Below are 14,608 nucleotides of genomic sequence, written 5' to 3' on the forward strand. Positions count from 1 at the left end.
CAGGCTCCGCCAGCTGCTACAACGGTATGTCGCGGCTGGTATTTGGGTGTAATCAACTGCGAGAGCTGTTTTTTGTAGGATCGGGCCTGGATAGATGAAGGACTTCGGTGAAAACGCATAGACACCCTTGTCGGATCGAAGTGGCTACTTATGATCACGGCTGATCAAGCCCTCAGGAGGGGGAAATGAGCAATTCTGGAATGCGGCCGATTCATCCTGGCGAAATCCTTGAAAAGGAGTTTCTTAAGCCAATGGGCATTACGGCGGCTGGTTTGGCTAGCTCGTTGACTGAGGTTGGAGATGAGGTGAGTGCCCTTGTGATGCAGGAGAGCGGTGTAGGCCCTGATCTTGCCGAGAGGCTTTCCATTTACCTGAACACCACGCCCGATTTCTGGCTAAACCTGCAATCGACCTACGATCTGCGTAAAGCCGAAATCGAGCGTGGTTGAGCTTCGGGTACTTAAAAAGACTGCAGCACCCGCGAAGCACGCTTCCACCACGGAGCATTGACCGTACTCCGTGGTCGTTCCTCATTCGGCAGCAGTTGCGGAACATCCTGCAACCGAATCCACGGCTGGTTATTCCAGTGCAGCAAACTCAACGACATCTGCGGCCAATTCAGCAGGCTCAGAATCGGGCGTTCGGTTGAGGTGAGTTGCTGAGCGTCTCTAAGGGTTGGCACTACGTCGTGGGTCAGCCATTCGCGCAGGCCTCGGTATTCGGGGCAGTAGTGGTAGACCAGCAATGCGTAGACGCCGGATTCGCTGATTAGCAGGGTGTTTTCGACGGTGCCGTGGATGAACATCTGCAAGTTCTGGTGTTGGTCGGGATCGAGTTTGCGTAGTGCTCGTTCGTCCAGGAATAGCCTGAGTAAGCGGCCGAGGTCGCGAGCGCTGAACCAGGGTTGGTTTTCTATGAGAAGGGCGTGGAGGTGGAGTTTGTGGCGGGTGAAGACGTGAGGGATTAGATAGTTTTCGTTCATGGTGCAGTTCTCAAGGTGCGATGAAGAAAACTGCCTCTGATCGTCGCCAAACGAAAAGGGTGGCAGCCATGCGGGGGTTGGCGAACCGGTAACGCACCAAACCGGCAGACCCGAAGGTCTCCCACGCATAGCCGCCATAATTCGAGATGAGAGCAAATTTCTCGGTCGAATGCGGTCGCGATGCGTTGTGGTTTTCCGGGTCGCCAAACCCAGAGCTGAACATTCAGCTGGGGATGAGCATAGAAACTGGAGGCCTTACGACGCAATCGGACGGCGGTGGTTTTGTTGTAGGAAGGTGCTTGGATTTTTGAGCGCTTAAAGATCAAAAGATCGCAGCCTTCGGCAGCTCCTACAGTTGAATCTGAAGGTCGTTCCGACCTTATCGCGAGCAGGCTCGCTCCCACAGTGGATTGGGTTTCACAGTGGGATCGGTGGGGTTATTCAGTCGGTGGATTGAGCTTCGCTTCCAGCTCCGCCACTTTCGCTTCCAGGCTCTCCAGCCGTGCGCGGGTTCGTGCCAGCACAACCATCTGGCTATCGAATTCTTCCCGGCTCACCAGATCCAGCTTGCTGAAGCCGCTCTGCAACAAAGCTTTGAACTGGCTTTCGATTTCGCTTTTTGGCAGTGGGGTGTCGCCGCTGAAGAGGCGGGAGGCGGTGCCGCTCAGGGCGTCGAGGAAGTCTTTGGGCGCGAGCATGGGAAATGTCCTGTCAACAATGGCGGGCAGTGTATCACGCAGTGTCTATAGTCAATCTCGGCGGCTGCGATGCACGCTTTTCGCGCATGCGGGTGGATGGCGCCGCACTGTTTTTGTGCGTAACCGTTGCGTCAATCGGCTGGAGGGACCTGCGGCAGCGGCCAAGGTATTGAAATCAATGGGTTTTGGATAGATGGCAAGCTTTCTGCTTAGTCGCTGGTGACCCATGCACTGATGCAGTCGCTGTGACGAATGCAGTGCGCCAAGCGGAACGGGGGAAGTTTCGTGCGGAGTGGTTAGCTGGCGTCGGACGGGCAGGTAAGGCCGACGATGCGTTACAAAGCCAGGCACTGCGCTTAGACTTGAGTCGGGTTTGTTTTCCTGGGGCAAGTCCACCAATTCGGGAGAGAGTTTTCATGAAGCTAGTCACTGCCATCATCAAGCCGTTCAAACTGGACGACGTGCGCGAGTCGCTGTCCGAGATCGGCGTGCAGGGCATTACCGTTACTGAGGTCAAAGGCTTCGGTCGGCAGAAGGGTCATACCGAGCTGTATCGCGGCGCGGAGTACGTGGTCGATTTTCTGCCCAAGGTGAAGATCGATGTCGCCATTGACGACAAGGATCTGGATCGGGTTATCGAGGCGATAACCAAGGCTGCCAACACCGGCAAGATCGGTGACGGCAAGATCTTCGTGGTCAATCTGGAACAGGCGATTCGCATCCGTACCGGCGAAACCGATACCGACGCAATCTAAGCCGCCACAAACCCAACGCCCCAGGAGAAAACAATATGACTCTGCGTAAAATCGCAGGGCTAGGAGCCCTGTTGTCCCTCGTAATGCCCGGCCTGGCCATGGCGGCAGACGAAGTGGCGGCCCCAGTCCTCAACTCCGGCGACACCGCCTGGATGATGACCTCGACAGCCCTGGTGCTGTTCATGACCATTCCCGGCCTCGCGCTGTTCTACGGCGGCATGGTTCGGTCGAAAAACCTTCTTTCCGTGATGATGCAGTGCTTCGCCATTACCGGTCTGATCAGCGTTCTGTGGGTCATTTATGGCTACAGCGTCGCGTTCGACACCACCGGCATGGAACAGGGCGTCATCAACTTCAACTCGTTCTTCGGGAGCCTGAACAAGGCCTTCCTCGCCGGTATCACGCCTGCGAGTCTGACCGGGCCTGCGGCGCTGTTCCCTGAGGCGGTGTTCGTCACCTTCCAGATGACCTTCGCCATCATTACCCCGGCGCTGATCGTCGGCGCCTTCGCCGAGCGGATGAAGTTCTCCGCCATGCTGATCTTCATGGGCATCTGGTTCACCCTGGTCTATGCGCCAATCGCGCACATGGTCTGGAGCGGCAACGGTGGCCTGTTGTGGGACTGGGGCGTTCTGGACTTCGCCGGCGGCACCGTGGTGCACATCAACGCGGGTGTGGCCGGTTTGATCGCTTGCCTGGTACTCGGCAAGCGTAAAGGCTTCCCGACCACTCCAATGGCGCCGCACAACCTCGGTTACACCTTGATGGGTGCTGCGATGTTGTGGGTCGGCTGGTTCGGCTTCAACGCCGGTTCCGCTGCGGCCGCCAACGGCACTGCCGGCATGGCGATGCTGGTCACTCAGATCGCCACCGCTGCTGCGGCGCTGGGCTGGATGTTTGCCGAGTGGATCACTCACGGCAAGCCAAGCGCACTGGGTATCGCTTCGGGTGTGGTGGCCGGTCTGGTTGCAATCACTCCGGCGGCTGGCACCGTGGGCCCGATGGGCGCTCTGGTGATCGGTCTGGCAGCAGGCGTGGTGTGCTTCTTCTGCGCCACTACCCTGAAACGCAAACTCGGTTATGACGATTCCCTGGACGCCTTCGGCGTACACGGTATCGGCGGTATCCTTGGCGCGATCCTGACGGGTGTGTTCGCGGCACCGTCCCTGGGTGGCTTCGGCACCGTCACCGACATCGCGGCTCAAGTCTGGATTCAGTGCAAAGGCGTCGGCTTCACGGTGATCTACACCGCGATCGTCACCTTCATCATCCTCAAGGTGCTGGACGCCGTCATGGGTCTGCGTGTCACCGAGGAAGAAGAGGCGGTTGGCATCGATCTGGCGCTCCACAACGAACGCGGCTACAACTTGTAAGCACGCCTATAAAAAAATGCCCGGCTTGCCGGGCATTTTTTTGTCTTGAATTTATCAGTGAAGGACGGGCTGAAAGGTTTTTTCATACGCGTTCAGGGGCGTTTACAACGGGCGTTTTTCTGCGGCCAATGGCTTACACGATTGAAGGAATATTAGGGCCTTTGTTTTTTCCCAGAGCGCGCTAGAATGCGCCCCGAACGTGCGGAGAACTGTATGTGGCAACAGACTCTGATTACCTTGCGGGCACGGCCCCGGGGCTTTCATCTGGTAACGGACGAGTTACTCGCCGGCTTGCCTGAACTCAAGGCGTGTCGGGTCGGTCTGTTGCATTTGTGGCTGCAGCATACCTCGGCGTCGTTGACCATCAACGAGAACGCCGATCCGGCGGTACGTCGCGACTTCGAACGATTTTTCAATCGTCTGATCCCACAAGGAACAGACGGCTATGAGCATAACGACGAAGGCCTGGACGACCTCCCGGCGCACTTCAAGGCCAGCGTGCTTGGCTGTCAGCTCAGTTTGCCGATCTCGGCAGGCCGACTGGCGTTGGGGACCTGGCAAGGTGTTTATCTGGGCGAGCACCGTGATCATGGCGGTGCCCGCAAAGTCCTCGCCACCGTGCACGGTGAAGAGGCATAAACCGCTGGTCACCAGCGGTGGTTGAATTTTTTCCAGCAGCCTTCGACAGATGGCAAAGCTGGGCTATAACTAATCTGCTTTTCGCAAGTCATGAGGTAGAACATGAGCGACGATGATCTGGAAAACGACGACCTCGAAGTAGGCGACGACGACGAAACCGAAGAAGGCCTTGAAGCGGCGGCAGAAGACGTCGCTGAAGACGACGGCGGTGATGCACCCGTTCCGACTGCCAAAGGCAAGGCCAAGGCTGCGGTATCGGTCGATGAGCTGCCGAGTGTCGAAGCCAAGAACAAGGAACGCGACGCCCTGGCCAAGGCCATGGAAGAGTTTCTGGCACGGGGTGGCAAGGTGCAGGAAGTGGAGGCCAATGTGGTCGCCGATCCTCCCAAGAAGCCTGATAACAAGTACGGCAGCCGGCCTATCTAAGCGCCTGCTTCCTGCTTGCTGAGAAAGCCCGCCGTCGCTGCGGGCTTTTTCATGGGTGAAACAAAAGTCTTGGACTCGGCGCGATCCAATGTGGGAGCGAGCCTGCTCGCGATGAGGCCGTCACATTCAATATTGATGTTGGCTGACACACCGCTATCGCGAGCAGGCTCGCTCCCACAGGGGGGTCTGTGTACTCAGGTCAGTGTTGGGCGTTCCACTGCGCCAACAACCCCGGCAACTCGGTCAAACTGCGAACCTCGGCATCCGGCGTCTTCTCGGCTTCCCACACCTTGCCCGCCGGGTTAAACCAGATTGCCCGCAACCCCGCCTGCTGGGCGCCGGCAATGTCATCGCCGGGATGATCGCCAATATGCACCGCGGTTTCGGCGGTCGCGCCGCCACGTTGCAGCGCTTCATGAAACAGTCGTGCATCCGGCTTGGCGATGCCGAGGTCTTCGGCGCACAGGGCAAATTTGAAGTAGTCCGCCAGCCCCAGCCGACGCACATCGGCATTGCCGTTGGTGACTACACCGAGGGCGTAGTGCTTGGCCAGAGTCTCCAGAGTCGGCTCGACGTCGGGGAATACTTCCAGCTGATGCCGGGCATGCAGAAACACTTCAAAACTTTGATCAGCCAGGTCTGAGGCCTGACCATGGTCGTAACCAGCCTCTTCCAGAGCATGAAAAAGCACGCGGCGCCGCAAGGCGCTGATGCGGTGCTTAAGGCTCGGTTCGTTGCTCAAAACCCGTTCGCGAATCAACCACAAATGCTCCACCGGCACCGCGCCCAGGTTCGGTGCATGCTCGGTCAGCCATTCACGCAATACGACTTCGGCGCTGGCGATCACCGGGGCGGTGTCCCACAGGGTGTCGTCGAGGTCGAAGGTGATCAATTGGATGGTCATGAATCATCGCCTTTAATGCGTTTGGCCCGTGGATGGGCGCTGTCGTAGACCGTCGCCAGGTGCTGGAAGTCCAGGTGGGTATAGATCTGGGTGGTCTTGATGTCCGAGTGGCCGAGCAATTCCTGCACCGCGCGCAAGTCCTGGGAGGACTCCAGCAAATGACTGGCGAAGGAATGTCGCAACATGTGCGGATGCAGGTTCTGCCCCAGCTCGCGCTCGCCGGCGGCCTTGACCCGCACCTGAATCGCCCGAGGGCCAAGGCGCCGACCTTGCTGGCTGACAAACACCGCGTCATCCGCCGGGTTGGTCATGGCTCGTAGCGGCAGCCACAACTCCAGCGCTTCGCGAGCCTTTTTGCCCACTGGCAACAGTCGAGTCTTGCTGCCCTTGCCGAGGACCTGGACCATGCCGTCAGCCAGATCCAGCTGATCAAGGTTGAGTCCGGTCAGCTCCGAAAGCCGCAAGCCGGAGGAATAGAACAGCTCCAGAATCGCCTGATCCCGACGCGCCAGAAAGTCATCCTCAACCGCGCCTTCCAGCAGTTGCAACGCGCGATCGGTGTCGAGGGTTTTCGGCAGGCGGCGTTCGCCCTTGGGCGGTGCCAGACCATTGGCCGGGTCGTGGTCGCACAGACCTTCGCGGTTCAGATAGTGATAGAGCCCGCGCACCGCCGAGAGCAGTCGCGCCAGGCTGCGGGACGACTGGCCTTGGGCATGCAAACGAGCGATCAGGCTGCGCAGACGCTGGATGTCCAGCGCGGCCCAGCTACCGATGTTTTGTTTGAGGCACCAGCCCAGCACTTTGTCGAGGTCGCGGCGGTAGGCATACAGCGTATGCGGCGACACCTGCCGCTCACTGCGCAGGTGTTCGCAGTAAGCGTCCAGTTGTCGTTCCATGGTTAGCGTACCGAGCGCAGGGAATTGTTGACCCGTGGCAGCACGCGGCCCATGACTTCGGCGATGTAACTCAGGAACAGCGTGCCCACCGAACTTTTGTAGTGCTGCGGATCGTGGCTGGCGATGGCCAGGACGCCGTGGATGCCCTGGTGGCTGATGGCGACGACGGCAGTGGAGCCGATCTGCTTGCGCTGTTCTTCGCCGAACAGGAAGTCCAGTTCGTGTTCACGCAGGCTGCCGCTGACGCTTTTGTCTTCCGAGAGCAAACCGCCGATGGCTGTTTGCGCGTCGGCATGTGTCACCCAGCGCCCCACCGGCATCGGGTTGTCGCCCAACAGGATCAGGCTGACAAAGGGCACCTGGAAGTCCTGGCGCAGGCTGTCTTCGACGCTGATCACCACGTCTTCCAGGCTGCTGGCGTCCATCAGCGCGAGAATCAGGCGACGGGTTTTATCGAAGAGACGGTCGTTGTCGCGGGCCACGTCCATCAAGTGCGAGAGGCGGTGACGCAACTCGATGTTGCGGTCGCGCAGAATCGTCATCTGGCGTTCGACCAGCGAAATTGTGTCGCCGCGCTGGTGCGGAATGCGCAGGGCCGGGAGCAGTTCTTCGTGCTCGATGAAGAAATCCGGATGAGCCTCCAGGTACGCGGCAATCGCCGCCGCCTCAAGGCTTTCGGAAGGGGATTCGTCGGGCTGTAGGGCGGGAACCTGAGGCTTGTCGGTCATGGATTTGGCTCACTCAAAGACGCACTTGTCCTTCGTATACGCGCACTGCCGGGCCGGTCATCATGACCGGTTGGCCAGGGCCTGCCCATTCAATGGACAAACGCCCGCCGGGCAGGTCGATCAATAGCGGCGAATCCATCCACCCCTGGCTGATCGCGGCCACTGCGGCGGCACAGGCACCGGTTCCGCATGCCTGGGTTTCCCCGGCCCCGCGTTCCCAGACGCGCAACTGCGCACGGCTCCGGTCGATGACCTGGAGAAAACCAACATTGACCCGCGCCGGGAAGCGCGGGTGATGTTCGATTTTCGGTCCCAGTTCATGCACCGGTGCGTTGTTGATGTCGCTGACCCGCAACACGGCATGGGGGTTGCCCATGGACACAGCGGCCAGTTCGACCGAGGTGCCGTCGACGTCGACCTGATAGCTCAGGGCCTGGCTCGGGGCTTCGAACGGAATCTCGGCCGGCACCAGGCGCGGAGCGCCCATGTTGACGCTGATCTGGCCATCGTTGCGGATGTCCAGTTCGATGATGCCGCTTTTGGTCTCGACGCGAATCAGCCGCTTGGCGGTCAGGCGCTTGTCGAGAACGAAGCGGGCGAAACAGCGCGCACCGTTGCCGCACTGTTCCACTTCGGAGCCGTCGGCGTTGAAGATCCGATAGCGGAAATCCACGTCCGGGTTGCTGGGGGCTTCGACGATCAGCAACTGGTCGAACCCGATGCCGGTGTGCCGATCGCCCCAAAGCTTTGCGTGCTTGGGCAGGATGTGCGCGTGCTGGCTGACCAGGTCGAGGACCATGAAGTCATTGCCCAGGCCGTGCATCTTGGTAAAACGCAGCAGCATGGTTTTACTCCGGCAGCAGGCTTTCGCCAGCAAACAACTCGGCTACCGTCTCACGGCGACGCACTTCAAATGCCTGATCACCGTCCACCAACACTTCAGCGGTACGGCCGCGGGTGTTGTAGTTGGAACTCATGACAAACCCGTAGGCACCGGCCGAATGCACGGCCAGCAGATCGCCTTCTTCCAGGGCCAGCTGACGATCCTTGGCCAGGAAGTCGCCGGTTTCGCAGATCGGGCCGACGATGTCGTAGGCGCGAGCGGCGCTGTTGCGCGGGCGCACGGCGGTGACGTCCATCCAGGCTTGATACAGCGCCGGGCGAATCAGGTCGTTCATGGCCGCGTCGACGATGGCGAAGTCTTTGTGTTCGGTGTGCTTGAGGTATTCGACCTGGGTCAGCAGCACGCCGGCGTTAGCGACGATGAAGCGGCCTGGTTCGAACACCAGCGCCAGGTCACGACCGTCGAGACGTTCGCGCACGGCTTTGATGTAGTCGGCAGCCAATGGCGGCTCTTCATCGCGATAACGCACACCCAAGCCACCACCGAGATCGATGTGGCGCAGATAGATGCCGCAATCGCCGAGGCGGTCGACCAGGCCCAGCAGACGGTCGAGGGCATCGATGAACGGCGGCAGGGTGGTCAGTTGCGAACCGATGTGGCAATCGACGCCGACCACTTCCAGGTTAGGCAGTTGCGCGGCACGGATGTACACGTCTTCGGCGTCGGCGATGGCGATGCCGAACTTGTTTTCTTTAAGACCGGTAGAAATGTACGGGTGAGTGCCGGCATCGACGTCCGGGTTGACGCGCAGCGAGATCGGCGCGCGAACGCCCAGCTCGGCTGCCACCACTTGCAGGCGTTCCAGCTCATCGGTGGATTCGACGTTGAAGCAATGCACGCCGACTTCCAGGGCGCGACGCATGTCGTCACGGGTCTTGCCGACACCGGAGAACACGATCTTGTCGGCGCTGCCGCCCGCGGCCAGTACGCGCTCCAGCTCGCCACGGGAAACGATGTCGAAACCGGCGCCAAGGCGGGCCAGGACATTCAGTACACCCAGGTTGGAGTTGGCCTTGACCGCAAAGCAGACCAGATGCGGCGTGCCGGCCAGCGCATCGGCGTAAGCCAGGTACTGGGATTCGATGTGGGCACGAGAGTAGACGTAGGTCGGTGTTCCAAAGCGTTCGGCGATGGCGGACAGGGCAACACCTTCCGCGAACAGCTCGCCGTCACGGTAGTTAAAAGCGTCCATGGCGTTCCCTTAGTAGACGTCGTGCTTGTGAGCTTTCGACGGAGTCTGCTGCGACGATTTGGCTTGCTCTGCAGGATCCTGATTTTCATCGGGCAGGTACAGCGGGCCTTTTTGACCACAGGCCGACACCAGGCAGGCAACCGCGACGAGCGCAGCAAGGGAAGAGATCAGGCGCTTCATGGCGAAATCCTTGAAAATGCGTTAATTGCGCCGGAGTATACCGGCCACCCGGCAGCTTGCCTATGCGACGCGGCTCCCGTCCGGCGGGCCTTCGCCCGATGCCGGTCAGTTATGTGCAATCCATCGACACAAGCGGGCTTGCTCGCGAATGCGGTCATTCATTCAATATTGATGTTGACTGACACGGCGCTTTCGCGAGCAAGTCGGATCGCCGCACCGCCGCTCCCACATTAGATTTTGGCGCTATCAGGTCCTGCGTCGATATTTCGTACCGCTAGCGAGCCCTTGGTGGTTATCCTTTGCAATCACCGGGGCTCGCCCGTATCTTGCGGCGCTTGAGCGTGAGTAGACACTTTTTGAGGTTCCCGCAATGAGTTTGACCGAAGCCCGTTTCCACGACCTGGTCGATGCAACCCAGCAGTCGCTGGAGGATATTTTCGACGAAAGTGACCTGGATATCGATCTGGAGAGCTCGGCCGGTGTGCTCACCGTCAAGTTCGAAAACGGCAGCCAATTGATTTTCAGTCGGCAGGAGCCATTGCGACAGTTGTGGCTGGCGGCGGTGTCCGGTGGCTTCCACTTCGATTACGACGAAGAGAGCAAGCGCTGGATGTGCGACAAGAGCGACGAACAACTGGGCGAGATGCTCGAGCGCATCGTCAAGCAGCAAGCCGACGTCGAACTCGATTTCGAAGGCCTGTGAAGTCATGACCCAGCCTGCGCCCGTTCGCCCGCCCAAACCGCTCTATAGCAACGTCAGCCCGGCAGTGCCTTCGCCGTGCAGCGGTGTGTGTCGGCTGGATGAGCAGAAGGTTTGCCTCGGGTGTTTTCGGCATGTCGAAGATATTCGCGAATGGCGCTCGGCCGACGATGAGCGGCGGCGGGTAATCTGCGCGCAGGCCTCGAATCGCAAGACCACCGCCAATCCCTTGTAGGAGCTGCCGAAGGCTGCGATCTTTTGGCGGCGCTGAAGATTGCCGAAGAGCAAGATCAAAAGATCGCAGCCTGCGGCAGCTCCTTGTACAGGGTTCGCGCAGGCTGTCCGGTGGCGGCTTGTATATTTATTGAGCTGTGATAGTGTCCAGAGACGCCTCAACCCATCGAGGTTCGTGAAAACCCCGCCTTTTTCTGGCGGGGTTTTGCTTTTTTCGTGCAGAAGAAAGGAGTCTGCCCTGATCATGACCGCACCTTCCATCACCCTTACCCGTCTGGACGTGCAACGTCTGGAGCGCCTGATCGACAGCCTGGATGACACGCTGCCGGGCGTTATCGCGCTGCAAACCGAACTGGATCGCGCCGATACCCTGGTCGGTCACGAAGATGTGCCTGCTGATGTCGTGACCATGAATTCCAAAGTGCATTGCCGTGAAGAAAGCAGCGGCAAGGACTACCACCTGACGTTGGTTTACCCCAAGGACGCCAACGCCGACGAAGGCAGGATCTCCATTCTGGCGCCGGTCGGCAGCGCACTGCTGGGTCTCAAGGTCGGTCAGCACATTGACTGGCCTGCTCCGGGTGGCAAGACCCTGAAACTGACCTTGCTGGCAGTCGAATCGCAGCCGGCCAATGGCGGCGACTTCCCGGAATAACCCCCCCCTCAGACCTGCTCGAGCGCCTCGTTCAATGCGTTCTCCAGGTCGGCCTTGTAACGCAGATACAGCTGGCTTGAACTCTGACCATCACCGAGCAAGCCCGACAGGTCCAGGTCGGTGATGTAGCAGCGATAGCGTTCGGTCTCGCGGCGCTGCTCGACGATTTCCCGGGCGACCACGCTGAACAGTTGGTCGCCATGTTCCAGCTCTGAAAATTCCCGCTGATTGCAATACAACGTGACCTGCACCTGTCCCGGTGCGGCTTTGCCGACGATCGCCTGCACGTCGTAGAACGGTTTGTTGACCGGGGTTTGCGGTGCCGGCCGGGCTTCGACCCGACGCGCCCGCGCGGTACCCGAAGGCAACAATTGGTAATACAAAGTGTCCAGGCTCAGTGGTTGGGCGGCGTCCATCGGCAGCAAGGCGTTGCGCCGGTACTGGATCGATTGCAGGAAACGTTGCAGCGGCACCAGCAGGCTTTGCTCGTCGTGATAGGGCAAGCGCTGCTGCCACAAGGCATTGAATTCATCCAGTACGTACAAATCAGCCTGGTGTTCGTTGTTGATTCGGTAGAACACCTGAACGCAGTCGGGTTGCCCCATGGGCAGGATCAGCGCCAGATCGTGGTCTTCCAGCGCCATCGGGTCCAGATGCAGGGGGCTGTAGCTCGCCAGTTCTTCGCTGAGGTAGGCAAGCAGCGCCGGCAGCGTGGCGAGGGCAACGTGATTGATCTGGCCGGGCACCAGCTCCAGCACGTGGTAATGCTGCTGGACCTGAATCAGGTAACGATGATTGAGTTTGCTCAGCAGCAGGTTCTGCGCGGTGTCGAGGATTTCTTCAACCCGTCGGGCGATGAATTGCGCGCGGTTGTGGCAGAAGCAACGCACCCGCAACTTGGGCTGCTCTGGCCCGCTTGGCAGGTTGTTGAGGTAATCGCGCAGGCAGTCGAGCAGAGCGTGGGGGCCGCCAAAGCGGCTGACCAGCACCTCATTCCAACTATTGAGCGTGACCTGATCCAGGGTCAGCACCAGGTTTTCCCGCACGCCGGCGTAGCTCAGGGAATCGGTGCGCTCGGTAGTCATCAGGATATTCAGGTCGCGATGGTGCTTGAGCGGATCGATGCCGACGTTCACCAGAATCAGTACTTCGCTCGGCACGCTGGCGCGCAGCAAAGGCTCCTCGGCGACGGTGGTCAGGGGCAGGGCGATGCTTTGTTGCAGGCTGCCGAGCAAGTTGAACAGTTCGAACTCGCTCAAGTCGCTGGTGCCGGGGTGCAGGGCCAGGCGGGTGCTGCTGTCGATCACGCCATTGCGGTGGCACCAGGTGAGCAGCTCCAGTAACTGACGGCTGCGTTTGATGGGCGCGAAATGCTCCCACTCGTGGGCGGCCAGGCTGCCGTTGTACAAACCCCATTGGGTTTGTCCCGGTTCTCTCTTGTTCGGGGCTTGCACCAGCGTCAGGGTGTCTTCGGCGAGATCGGGGGCGATGCCCGGGTTGATGAATTCGACCTTGTCGGCCTTGCGTTCGAAGGCCGCGTACAACCGCCGGCCCAGCACATTGAGGTCGCGTTTGTTGATCAGGCTGACAGTCTGTTCGTTGCGGGCAAACTGCGTCAGGAAGCGGTAGCTGTAATTCAGCTCGCTGACCAGGGCCCGCCGTTCGGCGCTGACCTGGCGGACTTTCCACTGGCTGCGGCTGTCGAGCAATGCCAACTGACGCTGATCCCAATGCCATTCGTGGGCCAGGCGTTCGAGCAGCGAACGCTGCCAGCTCTGGGTGCGTCCGCTGCTGCCGGTGAGCTTGCGATTGACCTTCAGGTACAGCGCGCGGCGTACCAGCTCCAGCCGTTCTGGTTCGCCCCGGGCCGTGAGGTATTCCTCGATGCGCCGGTAAACCACCATGTATGGGTCCAGCTCATCGAGATCCAGTTGATTGGCAAACACGGCCTGCTTGAAACGCAGGCTCAGGCAGTGGACCTTGGGGTGTTCGCTGGCGTAAACCTCGGTCAGCAGCAGTTTGAGCACCGATTTGTACGGTGACTCAATGCCTTTGAATAACTGCCAGAGCCCGGCACCAACGAATTCCCCGGGCGGGATACACGCCAGATGCCCCAGGTCCAGGGTTTCGTCGGCACGGATGAAACGCTTGGAAAGCAGCGTATGGGTGTAACGGTCATACGCCGCCTCTTCGTAAACCGGCACCAGCCACCAGATGGGTGTGCGCCCGGCCAGCCAGATTGCGGTGCGGTAGAACTCGTCCAGCAGCAGATAGTGCTGGGTGGTGCCGCAGTCTTCCGAACTCAATTGCGTATCGCGTTCGCCGAGCACGAAGCGGGCCGGGTCGATCAGGAAGAAATGCGCCTCGGCGCCCTGGCTGGCGGCCCATATCTCAAGCAACTGGCATTTCTTGCGCAGCTCAGCAAGCTCGCTTTCGCTCAAGTCCGGCCCGTGGCAGACCCATACATCCATGTCGCTCTGGTCAGCCTGGGCCAGAGTGCCGAGGCTGCCCATCAGGAACAGGCCGTGAATCGGTCGCGGCGGATTGCTGCCGTGGCGTGGCTTGTAGGAAAACGAGCGGGTCAGGCGTTGGGCTTCGGCGAGGGTGTTGGTGTCGGGTTCGTAATTCGACAACCCGGCTGGGGTGCTACCCGAAACGTAACCCGGCAATAGCGGATGATTGACGTGGAAAAACAGCGGCAACAAGGTCAGAACCGCTTGCTGGCGGGTCGACAACCCTTCCATGGCACGGGCCATGCGGCCCTCGTTGAGCTTCAGAAAACGGGCGCGCAGCTGGCTGAGAACCTTGCGGTCGATTCCCTCGTCCAGATCGGGGCGGATTTCATGGGTGCGGGTCATGTCAGCTCAATCCGGCTCGCGGGGCTCGGACGTGGGAGGGCTCAGGATGAGGGGCAGTTTAGCGCCTCGGCCCCGGGACTTTTAAGCTGATTTTGTTTTTCTGGCGTCAGATTTTTATCGTTTGGCGACGGCAGATAACAGGGCCGGTAATCAAGTGAGCCCGCGGAAATCCCGTGACAGAGGTTTCCGTGGGCAATGCAGTGGTACTCAGGCAGTTTCCCGCACGGACAGAATGGTTAGAACGGTTTGCACGTTTTGTGCAGCGTCACGACCCAGGCTGGTCAGGTAACCGCCATCGGGTTGGGTGATCAATTCTTTGTCGAACAGTCTTTGGGCGGCGGCAATGGCTTTCGGGGCAGCGGTCTGATGAATTTTCAAACCTTCCTGGGAACTGTCCAGGTTGAAGAGTGCGAGGATTTCCAGTTCGGCAACCAGCTCAGGGGTAAGCGACATAAGGACTCCAGACTTTCTAGGAATTGGACGA

The 14,608-nt window shown here is 59.7% G+C and carries 18 protein-coding genes; 8 read left to right on the forward strand and 10 right to left on the reverse strand.

Translation table 11 applies throughout. From position 1 onward, the window contains the following. The first annotated feature begins 185 nt into the window (after positions 1 to 185). Complete coding sequence (locus QMK51_RS01160) at positions 186 to 449, forward strand: HigA family addiction module antitoxin (protein ID WP_320392922.1); 264 nt, start codon at positions 186 to 188, stop codon at positions 447 to 449. Between the two features lie 11 nt (positions 450 to 460). On the opposite strand, the gene QMK51_RS01165 is transcribed toward QMK51_RS01160, so the two are convergent. Further along, positions 461 to 982, reverse strand: a complete 522-nt coding sequence (locus QMK51_RS01165; RefSeq protein ID WP_320392923.1) for a Bro-N domain-containing protein — start codon at positions 980 to 982, stop codon at positions 461 to 463. 437 nt (positions 983 to 1,419) lie between these two features. Continuing rightward, positions 1,420 to 1,680 carry an accessory factor UbiK family protein gene (locus QMK51_RS01170; protein ID WP_008007559.1) on the reverse strand — a complete coding sequence of 87 codons (261 nt, stop codon included), beginning with the start codon at positions 1,678 to 1,680 and terminating at the stop codon, positions 1,420 to 1,422. A gap of 416 nt (positions 1,681 to 2,096) precedes the next feature. Here QMK51_RS01170 and glnK point away from each other — a divergent pair, with 416 nt between their 5' ends. The 4 genes from glnK to sutA all read left to right on the forward strand — a co-directional run bounded on the left by glnK (position 2,097) and on the right by sutA (position 4,873). Further along, complete coding sequence (gene glnK, locus QMK51_RS01175; RefSeq protein ID WP_002555808.1) at positions 2,097 to 2,435, forward strand: P-II family nitrogen regulator; 339 nt, start codon at positions 2,097 to 2,099, stop codon at positions 2,433 to 2,435. A 35-nt stretch (positions 2,436 to 2,470) separates the two neighbouring features. Beyond that, entirely contained in the window at positions 2,471 to 3,808 is a 1,338-nt protein-coding gene (locus tag QMK51_RS01180; protein ID WP_320392924.1) for an ammonium transporter, read from the forward strand. Between the two features lie 213 nt (positions 3,809 to 4,021). Next, positions 4,022 to 4,447 (forward strand): secondary thiamine-phosphate synthase enzyme YjbQ, encoded by a 426-nt coding sequence (locus tag QMK51_RS01185; RefSeq protein WP_008015517.1) that lies wholly within the window; start codon positions 4,022 to 4,024, stop codon positions 4,445 to 4,447. A 102-nt stretch (positions 4,448 to 4,549) separates the two neighbouring features. Further along, positions 4,550 to 4,873, forward strand: a complete 324-nt coding sequence (gene sutA / locus QMK51_RS01190) for a transcriptional regulator SutA (protein WP_007980816.1) — start codon at positions 4,550 to 4,552, stop codon at positions 4,871 to 4,873. 199 nt (positions 4,874 to 5,072) lie between these two features. Here the strand turns inward: sutA and QMK51_RS01195 are convergent, their stop codons facing one another. The 6 genes from QMK51_RS01195 to lptM are packed head-to-tail and all read right to left on the reverse strand — an operon-like array spanning position 5,073 to position 9,677. Further along, complete coding sequence (locus tag QMK51_RS01195) at positions 5,073 to 5,777, reverse strand: HAD family hydrolase (protein ID WP_320392925.1); 705 nt, start codon at positions 5,775 to 5,777, stop codon at positions 5,073 to 5,075. Next, positions 5,774 to 6,673 (reverse strand): tyrosine recombinase XerC, encoded by a 900-nt coding sequence (gene xerC, locus QMK51_RS01200; RefSeq protein ID WP_258698516.1) that lies wholly within the window; start codon positions 6,671 to 6,673, stop codon positions 5,774 to 5,776. Before xerC ends, QMK51_RS01195 begins: the two co-directional genes overlap by 4 nt. Before the next feature lie 2 nt (positions 6,674 to 6,675). Then, positions 6,676 to 7,401, reverse strand: a complete 726-nt coding sequence (locus QMK51_RS01205; protein WP_320392926.1) for a DUF484 family protein — start codon at positions 7,399 to 7,401, stop codon at positions 6,676 to 6,678. A gap of 13 nt (positions 7,402 to 7,414) precedes the next feature. Beyond that, a complete protein-coding gene (dapF, locus tag QMK51_RS01210) occupies positions 7,415 to 8,245 on the reverse strand; it encodes a diaminopimelate epimerase (protein ID WP_258698518.1) in 831 nt (276 codons plus the stop codon). Between the two features lie 4 nt (positions 8,246 to 8,249). Continuing rightward, a complete protein-coding gene (gene lysA, locus QMK51_RS01215) occupies positions 8,250 to 9,497 on the reverse strand; it encodes a diaminopimelate decarboxylase (protein WP_320392927.1) in 1,248 nt (415 codons plus the stop codon). 9 nt (positions 9,498 to 9,506) lie between these two features. Continuing rightward, complete coding sequence (gene lptM, locus QMK51_RS01220) at positions 9,507 to 9,677, reverse strand: LPS translocon maturation chaperone LptM (RefSeq protein ID WP_074871901.1); 171 nt, start codon at positions 9,675 to 9,677, stop codon at positions 9,507 to 9,509. Between the two features lie 370 nt (positions 9,678 to 10,047). Between lptM and cyaY the strand changes: the two genes are divergently transcribed. The 3 genes from cyaY (at position 10,048) to rnk (ending at position 11,266) form a co-directional block, all read left to right on the forward strand. Then, the gene (gene cyaY, locus QMK51_RS01225; RefSeq protein WP_258698520.1) at positions 10,048 to 10,380 is read left to right on the forward strand and encodes an iron donor protein CyaY; all 333 of its coding nucleotides are present in this window, start codon (positions 10,048 to 10,050) and stop codon (positions 10,378 to 10,380) included. Positions 10,381 to 10,384: 4 nt separating this feature from the next. Further along, positions 10,385 to 10,612: a DUF1289 domain-containing protein gene (locus QMK51_RS01230; RefSeq protein WP_258698521.1), complete on the forward strand. Its 228-nt coding sequence runs from the start codon at positions 10,385 to 10,387 to the stop codon at positions 10,610 to 10,612. Positions 10,613 to 10,855: 243 nt separating this feature from the next. Further along, the gene (gene rnk, locus QMK51_RS01235; protein WP_320392928.1) at positions 10,856 to 11,266 is read left to right on the forward strand and encodes a nucleoside diphosphate kinase regulator; all 411 of its coding nucleotides are present in this window, start codon (positions 10,856 to 10,858) and stop codon (positions 11,264 to 11,266) included. 8 nt (positions 11,267 to 11,274) lie between these two features. On the opposite strand, the gene QMK51_RS01240 is transcribed toward rnk, so the two are convergent. Further along, the gene (locus QMK51_RS01240) at positions 11,275 to 14,124 is read right to left on the reverse strand and encodes a class I adenylate cyclase (RefSeq protein ID WP_320392929.1); all 2,850 of its coding nucleotides are present in this window, start codon (positions 14,122 to 14,124) and stop codon (positions 11,275 to 11,277) included. 207 nt (positions 14,125 to 14,331) lie between these two features. Then, positions 14,332 to 14,577 (reverse strand): TIGR02647 family protein, encoded by a 246-nt coding sequence (locus QMK51_RS01245; RefSeq protein WP_007894898.1) that lies wholly within the window; start codon positions 14,575 to 14,577, stop codon positions 14,332 to 14,334. Between the last annotated feature and the right edge of the window lie 31 nt (positions 14,578 to 14,608).

The organism is Pseudomonas sp. P9_31, from assembly GCF_034008235.1.
Lineage (GTDB): Bacteria > Pseudomonadota > Gammaproteobacteria > Pseudomonadales > Pseudomonadaceae > Aquipseudomonas.